This is a genomic window from Bacillus sp. Marseille-P3661, from assembly GCF_900240995.1.
Classification (GTDB): Bacteria; Bacillota; Bacilli; order Bacillales; family Bacillaceae_J; genus OESV01.
Map to the genome: position 1 here is coordinate 2,049,930 of NZ_LT965953.1, position 20,794 is coordinate 2,070,723.

General features: G+C 36.6%; 17 protein-coding genes. 2 read left to right on the top strand and 15 right to left on the bottom strand.

Annotation, left to right across the window (positions count from 1 at the left end):
- Nucleotides 1–13 precede the first annotated feature (13 nt).
- The 7 genes from C1724_RS09500 to C1724_RS09530 are packed head-to-tail and all read right to left on the bottom strand — an operon-like array spanning nt 14 to nt 6,850.
- A complete protein-coding gene (locus tag C1724_RS09500) occupies nt 14–751 on the bottom strand; it encodes an ABC transporter ATP-binding protein (RefSeq protein WP_102346425.1) in 738 nt (245 codons plus the stop codon).
- Nucleotides 752–762: 11 nt separating this feature from the next.
- On the bottom strand, nt 763–1,518 hold the full coding sequence (locus tag C1724_RS09505) for an ABC transporter permease (protein WP_102346426.1): 756 nt from the start codon (nt 1,516–1,518) through the stop codon (nt 763–765).
- A gap of 34 nt (nt 1,519–1,552) precedes the next feature.
- Nucleotides 1,553–2,629, bottom strand: a complete 1,077-nt coding sequence (locus C1724_RS09510) for an ABC transporter substrate-binding protein (RefSeq protein WP_180994209.1) — start codon at nt 2,627–2,629, stop codon at nt 1,553–1,555.
- Between the two features lie 4 nt (nt 2,630–2,633).
- On the bottom strand, nt 2,634–5,045 hold the full coding sequence (locus C1724_RS09515; protein WP_102346428.1) for a xanthine dehydrogenase family protein molybdopterin-binding subunit: 2,412 nt from the start codon (nt 5,043–5,045) through the stop codon (nt 2,634–2,636).
- Between the two features lie 2 nt (nt 5,046–5,047).
- Nucleotides 5,048–5,599, bottom strand: a complete 552-nt coding sequence (locus C1724_RS09520; RefSeq protein ID WP_102346429.1) for a (2Fe-2S)-binding protein — start codon at nt 5,597–5,599, stop codon at nt 5,048–5,050.
- Nucleotides 5,596–6,498 carry an FAD binding domain-containing protein gene (locus C1724_RS09525; protein ID WP_102346430.1) on the bottom strand — a complete coding sequence of 301 codons (903 nt, stop codon included), beginning with the start codon at nt 6,496–6,498 and terminating at the stop codon, nt 5,596–5,598. The genes C1724_RS09520 and C1724_RS09525 overlap by 4 nt, the downstream gene beginning before the upstream one ends.
- Before the next feature lie 31 nt (nt 6,499–6,529).
- Nucleotides 6,530–6,850: an NIPSNAP family protein gene (locus C1724_RS09530; protein ID WP_180994210.1), complete on the bottom strand. Its 321-nt coding sequence runs from the start codon at nt 6,848–6,850 to the stop codon at nt 6,530–6,532.
- 207 nt (nt 6,851–7,057) lie between these two features.
- Here C1724_RS09530 and C1724_RS09535 point away from each other — a divergent pair, with 207 nt between their 5' ends.
- Together C1724_RS09535 and C1724_RS09540 are read left to right on the top strand one after the other, a co-directional pair.
- Complete coding sequence (locus C1724_RS09535) at nt 7,058–7,960, top strand: MurR/RpiR family transcriptional regulator (protein WP_102346432.1); 903 nt, start codon at nt 7,058–7,060, stop codon at nt 7,958–7,960.
- A gap of 792 nt (nt 7,961–8,752) precedes the next feature.
- A complete protein-coding gene (locus C1724_RS09540) occupies nt 8,753–9,616 on the top strand; it encodes a MurR/RpiR family transcriptional regulator (RefSeq protein ID WP_180994211.1) in 864 nt (287 codons plus the stop codon).
- 147 nt (nt 9,617–9,763) lie between these two features.
- Here C1724_RS09540 and C1724_RS09545 read toward each other — a convergent pair whose 3' ends face one another.
- From C1724_RS09545 to C1724_RS09580, 8 genes are all read right to left on the bottom strand, one after another.
- Nucleotides 9,764–11,635 (bottom strand): TRAP transporter permease, encoded by a 1,872-nt coding sequence (locus C1724_RS09545; protein WP_102346434.1) that lies wholly within the window; start codon nt 11,633–11,635, stop codon nt 9,764–9,766.
- A gap of 312 nt (nt 11,636–11,947) precedes the next feature.
- On the bottom strand, nt 11,948–13,012 hold the full coding sequence (locus C1724_RS09550) for a TAXI family TRAP transporter solute-binding subunit (RefSeq protein WP_102346435.1): 1,065 nt from the start codon (nt 13,010–13,012) through the stop codon (nt 11,948–11,950).
- Between the two features lie 82 nt (nt 13,013–13,094).
- On the bottom strand, nt 13,095–14,498 hold the full coding sequence (locus tag C1724_RS09555) for a UbiD family decarboxylase (protein WP_102346436.1): 1,404 nt from the start codon (nt 14,496–14,498) through the stop codon (nt 13,095–13,097).
- 109 nt (nt 14,499–14,607) lie between these two features.
- A complete protein-coding gene (locus C1724_RS09560) occupies nt 14,608–15,771 on the bottom strand; it encodes an iron-containing alcohol dehydrogenase (RefSeq protein WP_102346437.1) in 1,164 nt (387 codons plus the stop codon).
- 518 nt (nt 15,772–16,289) lie between these two features.
- A complete protein-coding gene (locus tag C1724_RS09565; protein WP_219723256.1) occupies nt 16,290–16,547 on the bottom strand; it encodes a dihydrodiol dehydrogenase in 258 nt (85 codons plus the stop codon).
- A 13-nt stretch (nt 16,548–16,560) separates the two neighbouring features.
- The gene (locus C1724_RS09570; RefSeq protein ID WP_102346438.1) at nt 16,561–17,076 is read right to left on the bottom strand and encodes an aromatic-ring-hydroxylating dioxygenase subunit beta; all 516 of its coding nucleotides are present in this window, start codon (nt 17,074–17,076) and stop codon (nt 16,561–16,563) included.
- A 42-nt stretch (nt 17,077–17,118) separates the two neighbouring features.
- The gene (locus C1724_RS09575; protein WP_102346439.1) at nt 17,119–18,447 is read right to left on the bottom strand and encodes an aromatic ring-hydroxylating oxygenase subunit alpha; all 1,329 of its coding nucleotides are present in this window, start codon (nt 18,445–18,447) and stop codon (nt 17,119–17,121) included.
- Between the two features lie 590 nt (nt 18,448–19,037).
- Nucleotides 19,038–20,777, bottom strand: coding sequence for a thiamine pyrophosphate-requiring protein (locus tag C1724_RS09580; protein ID WP_258000330.1), 1,740 nt, complete (start codon nt 20,775–20,777; stop codon nt 19,038–19,040).
- Nucleotides 20,778–20,794: the final 17 nt, after the last annotated feature.

Below are 20,794 nucleotides of genomic sequence, written 5' to 3' on the forward strand. Positions count from 1 at the left end.
TTTCTCTCTCCTTTTATGCGATATCTAATTCTTTTAAAATATCTTTCTTGACCTTTTCAATTGTTTTTATATCCAATTCTCTAGGAACTTGGATTTGTTCTGCTACATGTCCAGGCTTTCTAAATATTAGGATTCTATCCGCCATTTCAATTGCCTCACCAATTGAGTGTGTTATAAATATGCCTGTTTTATTATTCTCTCTCACTAAATCTACGAATTGTTTTCTTAATTTCATTGCTGTTATTTCATCTAATGCGCTAAAAGATTCGTCACAAAGAATTATATTAGGGTCCATCGAAAATGCCCTTGCTATAGAAACCCTTTGTTTCATCCCACCCGATAATTCGTGGGGATACTTATTTTCCCAACCAGACAATCCAAGTTTTTGTAACCATTCTCTCGCAATTTGAAGTCGATTCTCTTCTGGTATACCCTTCACCTCTAAGCCAATAGCCGCATTTTCTATTGCCGTTCTCCAAGGTAATAATCGGTCATTTTGGAATACGATACCTATTTTCCCCCTAAAATCTTCAAATGCTTTGTAAGGATCTAATCCATCAACCAAAACATTTCCTTTGGTGGGCTGGGTTAAACCAACTAAAAGATTAAAAGCAGTTGATTTCCCACAACCTGTTTGACCAACTATCGCCACCATTTCTCCAGTCTTAATCTTAAAATCCAAATCCAAAACACCAAAATTATTCGGTGAAAATTCTTTTGTAACTTTATCAAAAATAACTGAGTATTCCACCATCTTCCCTCCTATCTTTCTGCCTTTGGCCGCCATGAAAGTAGTTTTTTCTCTGATTTCGCAAGCAGCATTTGGAAAATAATTACAAATACAACTAACACTAGTGTCCAGGCGATGGCCATTGACATATTAAAAAGACTTTGTGCTGATGACAATTGAAAACCCACACCTACTGTTGCCCCAACTAATTCAGCAACTATGGCCACCCGCGTGGAGTTTCCCAAGTTAACTTTCCACGCTGTAAATAAGTCCGGCGTAATCGAAGGAATGATTAGCATCTTAAATAACTGACTTTTCTTTGGTCTAAAAACGAGCAGCATTTCCCGCAAATCTTTTGAAATTGAATTATATGAATCATAGGCTTGGAATGCAAAATTTGGTAATGCCGTTATTAAAATGATAAAGAAGATTCTTAATTCTACTTGTTGAAACCAAATAACAGCAATTACAACCCATGATAAAGCCGGAACACCTTGTATAAAACTGAGTAAAGGTCGTATTGTATCATTAAGAGAATTGTTCATTCCCATCACAATACCTAAAAGAGAGCCAACTAGAAAAGCAAAAACAAGACCTAATAGAATTCTTCCAATAGTGGTCAACGCATGAACAGTAATAGACCAATCCGTTATTATTCCAAAGAAATCCGCTCCTATCGCTTGGATAGGAGGGAACAAATAAGAAGGTGTGAATAGTGAAACTATTTGCCAAATAACAATAAGAACTACTCCAGCTAACATTCCTTTGTAATTGAGACCTTTAACCATTAAGCCACCTCTTTACCTGATTATTCATATCTATTTACTTTAATTTTTCACTATAAATTACCGAATCATCTGGCATTTTCTCAAGGTAATTAATTTCTAAACCTGCTTTAAATACAGCTTTTATATCATCTTTTAAATCAATCGCAGGTTGTACATTTAACCCTAACAAGTCATTGTTTTCTATTAATTTTTGAATAATTTCTGCTTCTCCACCCGGTATGGTAGCCGCAATGATTTCTGATGCTTCTTTGGAGTTTGCTTGAACCCAACTAGCTGCATCCGAAAAACTTTGATACAATTTTGGGATTAGTTCTTTATTTTCCTCCGCCCAATCTTGGTGGGCTGCGATTCCTAAATATGGAATGCTTGTTGCACCTGTATATTCCTCCCATTTTTCTAGACCGAAATCAACTTGGTGATATTTTTCAGGACTTTTATCCATTAAGATAGAATAAGCAGGTTCCCATAATTGAACTGCATCTGCTCGATCAGCCTCAGCATAGGTAACAAGTGCGGAAGTCTCAGCATTCAACACATTCATAGTGCTTACATCTGCATCAGATTTTTGTGCAAAATATTGGAACATAGCAAAATTCGTTGTACTCTTTGCAGCAGCCATATCTTTTCCTTCTAAGTCTTTTAATGTTGTTATACTTTCATCTGCAGTGATTACCGTTCCCCAAAAGTCAAATAAGTTAAAAAGATACGTAACTTTTACTCCGCGGTCCATTCGAAGCGCTTCCGATAAAAGGGCTGCACTTCCTCCTACCTTATATTGACCGCTTGCAAATTCTGAATTATAAGCACTTGGCGGTCTCTCAACAAACTTAACATCGATACCATTTTCAATATCGAATTGTTTTTCTTCAATAATTGGCGTTAAAAAAGCTCCAAGAGACGGCGGACTAAATGTAACCATTTCAATTTCTTGGACTCCTTCACTACCACTTTCCGAAGGTTCTGAATTTGAATCTGCCGAACCTGAACTACCAGAATTCGAACTTCCTGATTCAGAAACTGTACTTGAAGAACACGCTGTAGAGACAATTAACATCGCAATCATCAATAGAACAGTTGATAATTTTTTAATAGCGGGAATTTTCAGAACCATTCTTTTATACAACCTCCTTAACTGAATTAATTTTAGATAAAACATCCATTGGTGTTACCGGAACACTCGTTATTTCAATATCATACGGAGCTAAAGCATCGTTAACTGCACCTATTATTGCTGCCGGAGCACTCATATACCCGCCTTCACCTACACCCTTTTGACCCATTGAAGTTAACGGAGACGGTGTACAATGTTTAACAATCTCTATGTGCGGTACCTCCATAGTCGACGGTAATAAGTAGTCCATAAAGGTTTGTGAGATCATCTGCCCATTCTCGTCATATGAAAATTGTTCATATAAAGCAGCCCCAATACCATGCGCAACACCACCGACAACCATTCCTTTAACAATATCTGGGTTAATTACGGTTCCGCAGTCATCAGCAATATAATACTTTAGGAACTGAATCTTTCCTGTATCTCGGTCAATCTCAACAACCGGAATATGGGCTGAGAATGAATAACAAGGATACATCTGAACTTTACCATCTGGAGTTGGAAGCGTACCTCCAGTTGGTACTTCTAATACAAATTGCGCTTGAAGTCCTGGTTCCATATCTTCTGGCATTTTATGGTACGTAATATGAGCAATACGCACAATTTCATCCCATGTAAGTTGTTTATCCTCAGTATTCTTTACTTTTATTGTTGATCCATCCCAGTATAGATTTTCTTCAGACTCTTCTAAATTATGTGCTGCAATTTTCATCATTTTTGCTTTAATTTTTTTAGCTGCCCCAGAAGTAGCACCGCCAAGAACAATTGCCATACGACTTGCTACAGGTGATTGGGATGGTAAAGCTGATAGTGAGTCACTATAAACTACTCTAATATCATCGCGATCAATATCAAACTCTTCTGCTAGGATCGTTGAAACCAATGTTTGATGCCCTTGACCTGAGGATGAGAACGCAATATTTGCTGTTACCTTTCCAGTATTATCAACCTTTACCTGACATCCCTCTGGGAATGTAGTCTTATCATTTTTGGGATTTAGCAATGGTTCAAACAAAGCGTTTCCACCACCTGGTTCCATACATGTTCCAACACCAATCCCAATGATTCTACCTTTTTTACGTTCTTCTGCTTGCCATTTTAGTAATTCTTGATAGTTTGCTAGATTTAATGCCTTTTGTAAAACAACCGGATAATTCCCACTATCATATGTAGTTCCACTTGGAATCTCATATGGAAATTCTTCGTGTTGAATGAAATTTTTCTCTCTTATTTCAACCGGAGACATCTTCAGTTTCTTAGCAACTTTATTCACTGCTAATTCAATTGCATAGTTTGTTGGTGATTGACCAAATCCTCTTACCGCTACCTGACCAGTCTTATTTGTTGTAACTGCAATACCCTCATACTCAACACTCTTAATTTTATAAGCTCCGACTATGGCTCCAATTGGTTTCCCCATTTGAAGTGGTGAACGACCAGGGTATGCACCTTCATCATCAATCGTTCTAATTTTCAAGCTCTTAATTTCTCCTTCTTTAGTAAAGGCTGCCTGAACATCAAAAATTCGATCAGGACCATGCATATCGCTTCCCCTCATATTTTCAAGACGGTCTTCAATTAATTTTGTAGGTACACCATATTGGCGAGAGATATAAGCAACCAATACAGAGTGCTTTATTCCTCTTTTTACACCATAACTGCCACCAACATCCACATCATAATGGACCCTTACATTATTTAACGGGATTTGAAGTGCTGCAGCAATTTGTTCAGCGTACTGTGGCATTTGAATTGATGCCCATACATCCAAAATTTGACGGCCTTCATCCCATTTCGTAATAACCCCAAAGGTTTCAAGAGGAACAGTTGAATTTCGGTTCCAACGGCATCTAAACTCAATACTATCAAATGACTCCGCAAAGTCTTTTTCAACGTCACCCCATACAAACTTTCTTTGCCACATAACATTATTCGGGTGTTCTGGATGTACTGGTGGAGCATCTTCTTTCATCGCTTCTTCTGGATCCACTACAAAAGGTAATGGTTCATATTTAATTTTCACCAGTTCTGCAGCGTCTTCAGCAATGAATCTACTTTCTGCTAAGACAGCAACAACCCATTCACCTGCATACCTTGCATAATCGACGGCTAAAGGATACCACTTTACTCCAGGAATATCTAAATATTGTTTTAATGGCTGTACATGTTCCGCAAGCTCTTTCCCAGTAATAACTGCCGTAACACCTGGTAATTTTAATGCTTCACTGGTATCGATTGAAACGATTTTTGCATGTGCATAGGGGCTTGTAATCAATCCTACATGTTGCATGCCCTCAACTTTAATATCTCCTACGTAAGTTCCTTGACCAAGAACAAATTTATAATCCTCTACTGGTGGATTCTTTTTTCCTATCCATTTAAATTCTCTTTGTGGGTTTACATCGCTTTTGACCATTGTTACACCTCCTCTTTCACAAGGTCACGATTTTTATCAGATGGACTATCTATTTCTAATGAAGATTTTCTATTTAATTCTGCTGCTAGTTTTACAGAGTCCACAATTTGAACATAACCCGTGCAACGACAAATGTTTCCAGAAAGTGCTTCTCTGATCTCCTGTTCATTTGGTTCAGGATTCTCTTCCAATAATGCCTGTGAAGTAAGCAACATTCCCGGTGTACAAAATCCACATTGTAGTCCATGACATTCCCAGAATGCTTTTTGAACATTGGAGAGTTCTTGTTTGCCAGTCTCCATATTTCGGCAAGAAAGCCCTTCCACTGTTTTCAACTTCTGGCCATCAGCCTGAACTGCGAGCATTGTACAAGAACGGATAGGTTTACCATCTAATAAAACAGTACACGCTCCACAAACACCATGCTCACATCCTAAATGAGTACCTGTTAAATTTAAATCTTCTCTTAAAAAATCAGCCAAGTGCATTCGACAATCAACTTCACTATTGTATTCTTTTCCGTTAATCTCAACGTGTATATAGTGTTTACTCATCGTGAACTTTCCTCCTTTATTTGCAAGGCATCCTTTAATGCACCATCCAAAACCTTAAAAATAAATCGTTTGGCAACACTTTTTCTGTATTCTTCTGGTACAAATGGATCCTCATCAGGTTCTAAGTAGTCTGTAATCATTTGTGAAACGCTTTCAAACAAATCATTTGTCGGTTCTTTTCCTTTTAGAAAATCCTCAACCTCTTCAAGTTTAATTGGTGCAGGACCAACCCCACCAAGACCCAGACGAACATCGAAAATTTTGCCGTTTTCGTCAATATCGATTTGACAAGCCGCTTCGACAAGTGCAAAGTCACCCTCCCTTCTAGCAACTTCGACAAATTCAGTGCCTCTCTTTCCACCTTTCGGGGGACTAGTAATCGGAAATTTAACTGATGTTACAATTTCGTCTGGTTGTAAATCTGTCATCATATATCCGTAATAAAACTCCGATATAGGTATCATTCTTTGGTTGTCTTTACTTCTTACTTCCAAATGGGCATCTAATAGAAGTGATATTAATGGTACCTCTGCTGATGGATCTGCATGAACAATACTTCCAACTAATGTACCTCTATTTCTTATTTGAGAATGTCCTATATGAGGAAGTGCTTTAGCCAACAAAGGTAGCTGCTCCTTAACTAACGATGAATGTTCGACCTCATTATGTCTTATAACAGCACCAATTTTCACATACTTTCCTTCGGTACCTAGTTCATTTAATTCTTTAATCTTATTAATATCAACCACAACTTTAGGCCTAGCTAGCCGCATATTTAGTACTGGGATAAGACTTTGCCCACCACATAGGACTTTTGCATCTTCTTTAAAGGATTCAAGTAGAGTCAGAGCTTCATCCATAGTTTCTGCACGAAAATAATCAAATTGGACCGCTTTCATTTTTCATCCACTCCAGATTTTATTTTTTACATTATGGTTGTTTCGTATAATCAACTGGTTCTAACAGTACACTTTTTAGGCTTGATGTTAGTGCACCATTAACTTCACTTTTTTGTTTTACCCGTTTCCATTCTGGGTCACTACCGAATGCCGCCCAAGCCTTTTTTTGCTCTTCTAAACTATTAAACTGACATAAATAAATCAATTTCATAGGATCTTCGTGATCCGTCCAAAAACCTTTCACTTCAATATTGTGTTTTTCAAATAATTGCAGTACATGTGATTTAAATCGATTATGTAATGCCTCTACTTTATTTTCACTTGCCACATACTCTCTTAATTCATATAACATTATCGTACCTCCTGATTTTTTTAGATTATTTAGATTTTTCTTAATTATACAATCAATAAAATTTATTTTCAATGTTTTTTTGAAAAACATTAAAATTACACCAAAAAATAAGTATAAATAACTAATATTGAAATTTTATTTTAGAAATCGTTTTCAGCACTGTGTATTAATGGTAAAATATAAGAAAAGATAATAGGAGGAAAAAGAATGGAAGGCAATAATACCCATGGAGTTTTAATGTGCTTAGAAGAGATATATCCTACTTTAACCGGTGCATTAAAAAATGTTGCTACCGCTATATTAGATAATCCTGAGTTAATAGTTCGTGAAAATATTAAAAAACTTGCAAACAGATCAAATACAAGTGATTCAGCGGTAGTACGTCTTTCTCAAAAACTAGGTTATAAAGGTTTTAGAGATCTTCAAATAAGCCTTGCGTATGAACTAGGAGATAATAGCACTTATATGGATGAAGAAATTGGTATTTCAGAAAGCTTAGACACAATTGTAAATATTGCATCTAATGCTAACATTCATGCATTGGCAGAATCACAGGAAATACTTAATCTTGACACTCTTGAAAAAATCATTCAAATATTACAACAAGCGCGAGCTATTCATATATTTGCACAGGGAACAAATTATTCTACTGGTATTGATCTATCCTATAATTTAATGAAATTAGGCACATTATGTTACGTATATAATGATTCATATATGCAAGCAGTCGCAGGTGCTATATCAAATCCACGCGATGTTGTCATTGGAATAAGCCATACTGGTGCAAATAGAGATTTAATCGAAGCACTTGCTATTACACGACAAAATGGAGCCACTACTATCGGACTAACAACTAGAGTAAATTCACCAATTTCACAAATAGTTGACTTTTCGCTATGTACGGCAAATAAAGAAATAGTCTTTCAAGGAGAACCGCTGACTTCAAGAGTGAGTATGATGTATTTAGTTGATATTTTCTTCCTTGGTTTAGCTTCAAAAATGGGGAAATCTTCATTAATAAATCTTCAATCCGTAAAAGATGCATTAGAAAGCAAGCGCGATCCAAAAACCTCTTTACAATATGAAACTAGAAAAGCTAGAAATAATTAAAAAGTTTTAAAAACGCTAAAGCACAAAATATAAAAGTTTTTTTTAATAGATTTTCATACTGATTTATTAGACTTTTTTTAGGTGGTAGTAGTTTTGACTACTTAAAATCCCTCCCTTTTTTTAGAAGAATTCACATGATTTATCTAAAAACCTCGTAGAATACCTAAAATAAAGTGGGGAAATTCCGTCAGCATGGGTTTTACCTAAAGATATAACCAAAGGCATTGAACTAATTGAGCCTTAACAGGCTGTAATGTGTTTGCAACAAATTTAACATTTGATTAATTTACACCTCGTTTGGTTATGTAATATGGGATGTAAAACAAGTTTTTTTCAATAGTAGGCTACCCCCAAATAATGCTCAAGGGGTATCTACTTTTATTTTGTGTGATATAAAATTATCTTTCAGGGTGATAAGTTTTAAGCTTGCAATTCATTATGCTTAAGCAACCTCCAACCGTAATCCTTCCATAACTGATTTTGAAGTTAGGATATTATAAAGTTTACAAAATATTAAGATGCAACATATGAAATTAAATTTCAACAAGTATTAGAAAAGCAATTTTGAAATTTGTAAAAACCTAATCTTTTCCTACTGGGAATGCAGAGTTTATCAAGAATTTTAATGTGCGATTAGCTCGTTCTATGAACTTTATGAAATAAAGATTCACTGCTTTCCAGATTCATGATAAAATTGTAATCGTTAACATAGTTAATGTAGATACATTGAAAAGATGAGTATCCTCTGTTCATATGTTCTTTCAATAATTTGTAAAAGAGGAGATGTGTTATTTGAGAAAAGGAAGATTACCGGGAGTAGTAAAGCGTATTGAAAATATTTATCCTCAACTTAATGGGGCATTAAAAGATGTGGCTGATATTATTGTAAATTCCCCAGAATTCACTGTTAACGCAAATGTAAGTAAGATCGCCCAAAAATCGAATACTAGTGATTCAGCGGTAGTACGTTTGTCTCAGCGTTTAGGTTATAAAGGCTTTCGCGATTTACAAATTAATCTTGCGTACGATCTTGGTGATACAACTAATAATCTAGATGAAGAAATTGAAATAACTGACACCCTTGCTTCAATTGCTGAAAAATCTTATCATGCAAATGTAAATACTCTTCAACAATCATGGGAGTCGTTAGATTTTGAAGCGATAGAAAAAGCCATTCGTCTTATTAACAATGCAAGATTTGTTTATATATTTGCACAGGGAACTAATTATTCCACAGGAGTTGACTTAAGTTATAACTTAACGAAATTAGGGGTTCGATGTATTGTTCAAAATGATTCCTTCCTCCAGGTAGTATCAAGCGCAGTTGCTACAAGAGATGATTTAGCTATAGGCATCAGTCATACTGGTGCAAATTCAGAAGTGTTAGACTCCCTTTCACTTGCTCGTGAGTCTGGTGCAGCTACTATAGGTTTGACTACACGAAAAAATTCACCTATTGTTCGTCTTGCAGACGTATCACTTTGTACCGCATCAAAAGAAATTGTATTTCAAGGGGAACCTCTTACCTCTAGAATGAGTTTAATGTATATAGTAGACCTTTTATTTCTAGGAGTTGCTACAACAATGGGAAGGTACGCCTTGCCAAATATTAAAAAAGTAAGAGAAGCCTTAAAATCAAAAAGAGACCCTAATTAAACAAAAAAGGGCTTTTACTTAAATCAGAGAGCCAAATCCCCTAGTGGAGGTGACTCTCTTTTTGCTTTGGCTTGTTTAACGCGAATGTTGATTTAACACAGCCTTTGCTTGAGGAAGTGCAATTTTTCTAATTTACAAACATTTCTTTTATGTGTTAGTTGGAATGTTAGGCGTTAATTGTTCATTAAATTTATAGCGTTGAAATAGGAATATGATTGAGAATATTAGCAATCCTATTATACTTGTCATTAAATTAGGAATAATCATCATTACAGCTAGTATAAATATTATACCTCGCAATAACATAATCAAATTACTATAAAGATATCCAACCACCGAAACAGACATTGCGTAAATTCCAAAGAGTGTTGTGGTCGTCACCCAGATTATTTCTGAAACCTCTCCTATTAAAAGTAATGCAGGATTAAATACAAAGGTAAAAGGAATTAAAAATGCTGATAAACTAATTATAAGAGCCCGCACGCCGGTTTCACCCATTTTAGAACCGGAAATTCCTGCAGCACTGTAGGCGGCTAGCGCAATTGGAGGTGTGATCATAGATATAACGGCGAAATAAAGAACGAACATATGCGCAGCTAATGGCTCAACTTCTAATTTCGTCAATGCTGGTGCCATTAATGTAGCAGCTAATATATACGCGGATGTTGTCGGCATCCCCATTCCGAGAATAATACAACCTAATGCAACCAAAATTAAGGTGAGGAAAAAAATCCCAAATGACCAATTTATAATTAGAGTTGTAAACTTCAATCCTAATCCCGAAAAGCTAATTATACCCACGATTATCCCAGCTACAGCACAAGGAAGTGTAACCTGTACAGCTTGCTTAGCTCCATCTTCAAGTGATTCAAAGAAATCTTTTAATCCCATACGAGTATCTTTTCTCAAGAAACTTACAAGCAAGACTGCCACAATTGCCCAAAAAGCGGCTGATTGTAAAGTAAAGCCTTTAAAAATACATAAAATCAACACTACTAGTGGTAATAATAGGTGGATTTTTTTCATTACTTTTTCTTGCTTTTGAAGAATTTCTTGGTCCGTATCTCCCAATTTTTCTTTTATTGCCTTAAGATGGACAATCATCATAAGTGAAATATAATAAAGGAGTGCTGGGATTAATGCCGCCAAAATAATTTCAGTATAAGGAATTCCTAGCATTTCGGCCATAACGAACGCTGCGGCACCCATAATTGGTGGCATTAATTGCCCACCTGTAGAAGCAGCAGATTCGATTGCAGCAGCATCTTTTGAGGAATATCCAACTTTTTTCATTAACGGTATTGTAAAAATCCCTGTGCTTACAACATTTGCGACTGCACTACCGCTAATACTCCCCATTAAACCACTTGAGACAATTGCTGCTTTAGCAGGACCTCCGCGAGATTTAGACGTTAATTTGAAGGCGATATCAATAAACAGCTTTCCCCCTCCAGATACATTTAAGAAAGAGCCGAAAAGAATGAAATAGAATACATAGCTTGCGGCCACTCCAATTGGAACACCAAATATTCCATTCGTTTGCATAAACATTAAATCAACTAAATTAGGAAGATCCAAACCTCTATGCGAAATCAACCCTGATAGGTACGGGCCAGCAAAGCCGTATCCAATGAAGATAACTGCCAATAGCGTCATAACGTTCCCAATAATTCTTCTTGATGCCTCTAGAGTAAGTAAGCTAAAAATCACTCCAAACCACAGATCAAAACCTGCCACTTGATCGACATACCACATACGTGAACTAAAGCGATCTACATGGTAAACAACATACGCTCCTATAATAAGCGGTAGAATAATCAAGACCGCATCATATAGGACGTATAGTTTATTTAATTTTTTCTTTGATAACCTGGTCATTGCAAATGCTAAGGATAGTGCAAAAGCAACATGTATAGCTCGTTGAGCAATAGATGGAAATGCACCAAAGGCCGCTGTATACAAGTGAAATAGAGACCAGGTAATTGCAATGATTGCTGTTACATTAAAAAATCGTGACACTCCTAAATTCCTCCTTCATTAATCACAACACTATTTTTTCCTTGTCTCCAATACAAGTGTCTTCCAAATGACCTTTATATAAAAAAGTTCCTCTCATTAGTATAGGAAATGACATCGAAGATATTGTCATGGTCGCTTTTACAAGTAATTAACTCGGGCATTATTAATAGTTCGCCATAGATTACTAGGCAAGTAGATGCTATTTTACCCTCTACTACCTATAAAACTTATAAACTGTATTGACCACCTATATGATATAGAGAGGAAGCTAAATTGTCAGTCATTTAATGAAAACTTTATCTTATTGCAAAATTATTTAATCCAACCTACTTCTTTATAGTATCTTAATGCACCTGGATGTATCTCTACACCACCTGTTGCTGACTCTGTAATTCCAACCTGTGGTTCAAAATCCTCTAAACCTTTATGACCTGTAGCAAGATCTTCTTGATGTTCTATCAATGTTTTTGTGAACTGATAAGCTATCTCTTCAGGAAGATCAGTAGTTGTTGTAACGGTTGAGCGTAATCCCACTGAAGGAACTTCTTCATCTTGTCCGTTAAAAACACCTGCAGGCAATGTCGCTCTACTGTATCCAAACTCTGCTAACTTTTCTACATACTCATCTTCAATCCCCATAAATGTTACCGGATTTTGCAATGCAATTTCAGTAAATGCTGGATGTCCATTGGTCATAACTTGAATAAACATATCAGTTCTACCGTCTTGAATGTTAGTCTTTACGACATCAAACGAAGTATGCTCTACTGAACCGCCATAGCCTTCAAGCTCTTCATAGCTCAAACCATAAGCTTCTAAGACTTGCTGTGCAGCAACTTCACCTTGACTACCTTTACCTAATGTGAGAAGACGTGCAGGAATCTTTTTCTCTTTAATATCAGCAATAGAATCTATTCCATACTCTTCCATGAACTCATTTGTCATCAAAACACCAACATAATATTGATCAAGAGCACCGAGTAATACCCGTAAATTGTCATATTCTTTCTCACTTGGACCCGTTCCTGTTCTAGCCCAGAAATTATTTAAATCGAATGTAATGCCAAGGTCTGCCTTACCAGTATCCAAAAGGGTTACATTTCCAAACCCACCGTTATAAGGCAATACATCTACTCGTTCAATTTGTTCTACATTGTTCATCAATATCTGCGACATTGTTGCACCATAAACATACACCGCACTACCTTCAGACATTGTTGCAAAACTTAGCGCAACCTTTCCATCCGTTGCTGAAGAGGATTCATTAGATGTATCATTAGAACTGCTAACCGATTGTTTAGTTTGCTGTGAGCACCCTCCTAAGATAGCAATACCGACTAGTAATAATAACATCAAACTATTTATCCATTTTTTCATCTTACCCCTCTTTTTCTGTAATTTTTTATTTTCACTAATAATGTTTAAGCAAGCGTGCTGTTCGTTTATTCTTAGATTTAATTTAACTTACTTCCTCTTTAAAGTGGTTTTTATTTTCCTTTGAAGTTTCAACTTTTAATATATAATCTTCTATGTTGATTTGTTCAAGACCAGGTATACGAATGCGTTCGTACTCCATTGGTTGACTATTCAACGGTACAGTACAATCAAAGCCAAGTTTGGAGCCCACCCCATCATCTGTTGATGGATCAAGTTTAGAACCCTGGGCACCATGAACAGCAACCAGATCCCTTTCAGCTTGGAATCTAGTGGCAAATGCCCATTCCACCTCTTCTGCATTAAAAATATCGATTTCTTCATCAACAACAAAGACGTGTTTTACATCGTAGTGTCCAGCGAAGGCCGCAAATATAACATTTTTTGGTTCACCCTCGTTTCTTTTCTTCATTGAAACAACTAGTTGATAGCGACACGTTCCTCCCAAAGTTAAATGAACACCACGAACAGTTGGAACGGTATTGCGGATTGAACGTAACAGACTTGCTTCACGTGGAATACCTCCAACCAAAAGATGTTCATCGCTTGCAGGTAGAATAGTTTGGAAAATTGGATCTTTTCTATGTGTTACGCAATCAATAACCACGACTTCTTTATCACTTTTTGGTCCATACAATTTGGGGAATTCACCAAAAGGCCCCTCAGGCTCTCTAATATTAGGCAAGATTTTACCTTCTAAGACAATTTCCGCATGAGCTGGTACCATAACGTCGATCGTTTTACAACGAACCACAGGAACAGGCTCTCCTTTTAAGGCCCCAGCAATCTCCATTTCATCCTGCCCTAATGGAGCGATAGCTTGGGAAGCAAGCATCGTTACTGGGTCAACTCCAATGACGATTGCTATTTCAAGAGGTTTACCTTGTTCCTCCATTTTTTTAAAGAAATTAAACGTATGTCTAGGAAGAATATAAGCACCTAGGCGATTTTTTCCTGAGATCTGCAGGCGATGGACAGAGACATTTTGTTTACCTGTTTCAGGATCCCGAACAATAGCCAGTCCTGCAGAAATATAATTGCCTGAATCCTTTTCATGGTGTACAGGTATTGGAAACAGCTTCAACAAGTCAACGTCCTCTCCATGAATAACTTGCTCCTGTACAGGAGCCTGTTCTCCTGAGACTTCACTACATGGTAATGGATTGTCAATTGCCTCTAAAAACTTATCAATAAGTCCCTCTTCACTCGTTCCCAGGGCATCCGCGTATTGTTTACGATTAGCTGCAGTTCCTGCTACTACAGGAATTTCATAATCCTCAACTTGAGAAAAATAGACGGCTTTCTGCCCATTTAATTTTTTTGCGATTCCCGCAATTTCATAATCAAGAGAAACTTTCCGATCAACGATAACCAGTTCATTTTGATCCTTTAAATGACCTAACCACGAACGTAGTGATTTACACTTCATTTCTGGTGCCTCCTCTTTAAACTTAAATAATTTAGACTCTTCGGAAAATTCTGTTTTCAATTCATTTAACAAGATCAATTATTTTTGCATTATTAACTAATTCGTTACCCTAAAAAGCAAGACGATATATCGTTTCCACATCTTTAGCGTCAGTAGAACGTGGATTAACTAGTACATTACCACTTAGCAGGGCACCTGCTACTAATTCAGGTAGTAATTCCTCTTTGACACCAAAATCTTTAAATGTTTCAGGAATACCGATATCCTTAGATAAACTACGCACTGCTTCTACAGCCTTGCGGGCTCCAACTTCATCTGAAGCTTGAGTGAGATTTTCTTCTCCCATAGCAATTGCAATTTCCTTAAATTTTTTCAAGGCAGCCACACGATTAAATTCCATAACATGAGGTAAAAGTATTGAATTAGCAATACCGTGTGGTACATTAAAATGAGCACTTAAAGGATGGCTCATCGCATGGACATTTCCCAACCTTGTATGAGTAAATGCCATCCCTGCTAACATCGAGCCGAGCATCATATCCGAACGTGCCTCCACATTATTACCATTGTATACCGCATCCCGTAGGCTGTACGAAATCTTACGAATCGCCTCTAACGCAAGTACATCACTTATCGGATTCGCCCAACGAGAGACATATGATTCGATTGCATGAACTAGTGCATCCATTCCAGTAGAAGCTGTAAGCATTGGAGGAAGTGATACGGTTAACAACGGATCTACAATTGCCCATTTTGGTGCGACGTACTGGCCGCCAATTGAAGCTTTATACATTCTTTTTAAATCGGTTATGATAGTAAACGCCGTCACTTCACTTGCTGTACCTGACGTAGTCGGAATTGCTATTAATGGAGCAGCTGGAATCGAGACCTTATTCAAGCCCTCATAATCTATAATTCCTCCACCATTTGTTGCTAATATCGCAATAGCCTTACCAACATCCATAGGGCTACCACCGCCAACAGCTATAATAAAATCTGCACCGCTTTCCTCAAAGAGTTGTCTTCCGGCATTAACGGTCTCGACAGATGGATTCGCCTCCACATCCGAAAAAACTGTATAGCTGATTTCAACTGTTGCAATTTGATCTATTACCTTATCTAAGATGCCTGCTTTGGAAACACCTTCATCACAAACAATTAATAAGTGTTTCGGTTGTTGTTGTTCTATAATATCCACTATTTCTTTTATTACGCCAGGACCGAAATGTATATCTGTTGGACATGTATAATTAAAAGTAAGATTATTTCCCATAGCTGCTCTCTCCTTCTAACAATTTATTAATCTTAAATTTCATAAGTAAACATAACATTTAGCTGCACGAAAGTTTTTCACCTTTCTATTCTTTTATAGATCGAAAGGCTAGAGGTTAATCATCATTTGTCAGTGATATATTCACAGAAAAATTCTAGTATCACTATACCTATAGTCAGGTTTAAACAAGAGAAACCTAGGAGCTAAAGTGCGTTGATGTCAACTTTTGCTACTAACTCCTAAGCGGGGTATTATATTAGTTTTGTTACATCACTAACAGTTAAATTTTATAGTCTATCTAACAACTCTATCATTATTAATAAGTCTGTGATGTATTGCTAGTAGATAAGTATGACTATAAAAATAAACTAGGATGACTGAACCGTCTATCAATGGATTTCATAAATTGCAATCCTGTCCGTATCCTAGTTCTTTATCTATCTAAAAGTCTAAACTTACATTTCATGTTTCTCATTTAAAAACCGCTTTAAAAAGAGATATGTTATTTCATCGTTACCCTAATCTTGAGGACCAAATGGCAATTCAAGAAACTTTGAAAAAGTCTCTACGTTCTGCCAGGTAAGACTCTCAAGTTCAAGTGGATCTAAACGAATCGAATGTCCTAATCTTGGCGAGACTATCTCAAGTCTTACACCGTTTTTTGTAACCAACCTTCTGATAATCACTGTTGTAAATTCATTTGCAATCTTAAATTCACTATCTACGGTTACATCTTCAGAATAATTCGCCTGCATTTCATGTGATTTTTGATTCATAGTAACCTCCCTCCTAAAAGAAAATCGATAGGTTATGACTATTTACACTTCGTTGATCTAAAACGATTTGTCGATAAGCGATCTTCCAGCTCCCATCAACATTTCTTATGATATCGTTACGGTCTGCTGAAAAAAGGTCATAAGTGGAATAATCGCCTCTATTTCGATAGACAAGAAGATTACATCGAACCTTAAATTCATTCTCTTTATCTCCAGGTTTCACGCGAACATTAGTCACATAGTGACGGGTACGAGATGGGGGGTCTTCAGCCCATGCAAAGTCTGTTCCAAGTCGTTCAATTCGAATTTTAAGTGTTTCATAGGTTTCGTCTAAAAGTTTATATCGGTCAGATAGTTCCTTACCGTCACCTTTAATTTTTGTTAAATTCATTGGCATTTCATACTTACAATCCTCAGTAAACAAATCTAACCATTGATTATATAAGTGATCGTCCAGCAATTCTGCCTCATAAAGTAAAAATTCCTCAAGTTCCATTTTGGTATTTACATCGGCATTCGTAGCATTCATAATATAAACCTCCTTCGAAGAATTTCCTTAATCATTTTTTAACTACTCTTTAAGCATATAATTTGCCCAAGTATGCCATTGATTTCGGAAATTTGTCTCATTAAAATATGGCTCTTTAGCAACACCTGGTCCCGGAAAATCTTTTAATGGTTCCCCATCAATTCCCATTTCGTAAGGGAACAACAAGTCTTGGGCAACAGTACCTTTCAGCCCGCGTGTAAGATTTCTCCAAATTTCCATATCATCCTGTTCAAACGTTCCCGAAACACCAAATGAAGTTCGAAATGCTTGAATGGATCGTTTTTTATATTCGTCTGAAGAATCTTTAGGTACTAATACCAAATTTATAAATTGAATTTTACCCGGACCGATTGGATGCCAAAGTCGAACTGACCAAAATCTAGTAGGCTCTCCACCAGGTTTAAGACTAAACGCTGTACTCAAAATTGAACAGTTAGGAAATATTGTCCCAAGTGCAGTTCTAGTTTCTCTAAATATTTCAGCTTGATCTGGGTCAAATAGTTGCGAAACTTGGTCAGTAAATCCTTCTTGGTAACCTGTAAAATCCATTCCTGGAGTTACTCCAAAACCTATTCCGTGACCTTTATTTGGAATATGAACTGAAATACCTCCTGAGTGTGTCCGTGTAGATGTAGGGAAATATCCCATATCAAATGCAAACTGGTGTGCAATTGGTGTATGGTATCCATCTCCAGCGAAATTTTCAGACCCAACCTTCCAATCGATATCTATAACAAATTTCTCAGGAGGACCTGCGACCTCTGCACCTGCAAGGGATGTCTTCAATATATAATCCATATACCACTGAAATCCCCCTAAGTACTCATCCAGTGATTCCGCCTCGGGATCAAGATTCCCAAAGATTAGACCTTCATATGAATCTACTCTTATAGATGCAAGATTGAATTCTTCCTTATTAAAATCTTTCGGAAACGCTTTCTTTATTGCCGTCACACCAATTAATTTACCACTGTTTTGATAAGTCCAACCATGATAAGGACAACGAAAATGTGATGCGTTACCCATTTCTGCATGACATACCGTCGTTCCACGGTGACGACAAACGTTTAAATGAGCACGAATTTGCCCTTTCTCATCACGAACAACAATAATCGAGTTATCAGCAATTTCACGAACTACATAATCACCAGGCTCGGGTATCTCTGTTTCATGAGCCAAAAAAATCCAGCATCTGCTAAAAATACGTTCTCTTTCTAATTGATAAATCTCTTCATTGTTAAAAATACCTGCTGGAACACGACCTTTTAGAGATAAATCTTTCGTTTTCTCTAGCAAAGTTTGTGTTTTTTCACTTACTGCTTGCTTATCACGTATAATTTGCTCGCTCATAATATAACCTCCTACTAAAAAAATGTTCACTTGGGTTTACGCATTTACACGCTATGCTTTCAAAATAGTTCTTAATATTCCAAATATTATGATACACTACGTAAAAATAAATTTCAATATATTCTGAAAAGTTATTTCAACAATTAGCAATAATCGAAATAACTTCGATAATTCCGATATAAATACACCTGATTAATAGTTAATATATAACTAATTCTGATTCCTAACGTTTAAAATTCTTCAGAACTCCTCCTCTTAATCTATTTTGAAATGTACGCTTTACTATTAGTACAAAGTTTTTCACCTTCATTCAATCTTCGATCCCGTGCCATGCAAGTCTTTAGCGTTTCTCTTTGATCTTTTTGTTCTTTAACCTAAAATTAAAAGTTTATTTCAAAAATTTCAATTATTCCAATAAATACTTCTTATCCACTCATACAATCTGTTAACTAGTCTGCTAACTTGTCTAGAATGTCGAATGTGGAAATAGAATATTAAGAGACCGCACATTTTAGAAAGAGTAAGGAAATTCTTTAACTTATCCGTTAATTGAACACAAAGTAAGATGACCTTTTAAAAAGGTATACTATTTATTCTGCAACAGGCCTTAGTAGAACATCGACAACTGCAGAACGTCCGTTTTCCACTTCCTCTAATGCTTTACGTAATACATCTTTAACTTTATTTGGTTCGTTAACTTTAATAGCAAACGCACCTCCAGCTGACCCAGCTATACCCGCCAAATCGGAAGGCATAGCAAAATCCACATTAAAATTGTTACTTTGAAAAGCTGCACCGTCTGGATACATCCTAATTGTATTTTGCTTAGTGGCATTCCAGCCTTGGTTATTATAAATCACTGTTAAGAAAGATTTCTGATACTTTCTTGCTATCCAATAGACAGATGATGGAACACTAAAATAGTAACTGCCATCTCCCGTTAAACTTACAATGGTTTTATCTGGACATGCCAATTTAGCACCAATTGCAGCTCCACCATTCCAACCTAAGGATGTTCCACCGCTAGCCAAATAGGTACCTTCCTTTCTTCTCGGAATATGTTTGGACACGATAGTTGTATTTGTTACCGTTTCATCCAAAATAATAACTTCATCATCAATCACTTCACGTATACATGCTGACAAAAATTCCGGGGTTATATACCCATCATCTTCAGTCGTTTCTGCTAATTCCCACACATTACGTTGCTTTTTATGTTTTTGACTAATGCTATAAAATCTCTCTTCATATTTATTAAAGTCAATTTGGATCGTCTCTAAATATCTGTTTAATTGTCTTAGAGCCGTATATGAATCAGCCATAAAAAACTTAGTAGATGGTATATACCATAAAGGAATATCCTCCTTTAGGGGATCCATATCAACATAGTATATCTTACAGTTTTCATTTGGTTGAACTAGTGAAGGTACCCATGGTACATCACAATCTATTACTATGATAAGATCAGCTTCTGACAAGAGTTCCTTTTCAGATTCATAACCTAAATGAAGCGGTGAATCTGCCGGGAAATTCACGTAGGTAGGGTCCACTTCTATTACAGGAATAGATAAGGTCTCACATAATCTTAATAATTCCTTTACGGCCTTTTGATTTTTCCCCAGATACGAAGTAATTATAAGAGGATTTTCTGCTGCTAACATATCCTTCATTAATACTTCTATACTATCATTTGACAAAGCTGGCGTTTCTATCGGATCCCAGCCGTTTACAGGAATATTGGATGTTCCGACCTCTTCCTCTAGTATTTCTCGAGCACCCATTAGGTAAACTGGTCCTTGCGGTGAACTCTTAGATAATTGCAATGCTCTATAAATTAATTGTTGAATATTTTTACCTGTTCGAATCTCATATTCCCATTTGACATAAGGTCGAACAATTGAACGTTGGTCATAAACATCCTGTAAAAAGTGAACGGATCTATTTCGACTTCCACGCATCTCGCCTTCCAATGTAATCGGAGTCGCTCCTGCAAAGACGAAAACTGGTACTCTCGCACGAGCTGCATTATGAACAGCTCCGCCTAAATTTTGAGTCCCTACATCTAAATGAACAAACACGGCTTGTGGCTCACCGGTCATTTGTGCATAAGCATGCGCAGCAGACATCGCAACTGTTTCATGAGGACAAGTAATGATCTTAGGATGTTCTTTGTTTTGAGATTTAGCTTTTGCTAAGCTCTCTATTAAAGGAGGATGATCGCTTCCTAAATTTGAAAAAATATAACGAACCCCAGCATTGATTAACGCATCAATCATTGCATCAGCAGTAGTATTTGTCATTTTTATAGAGTTTGTAAGCAATTTATCCACTATACAGACCTCCAATA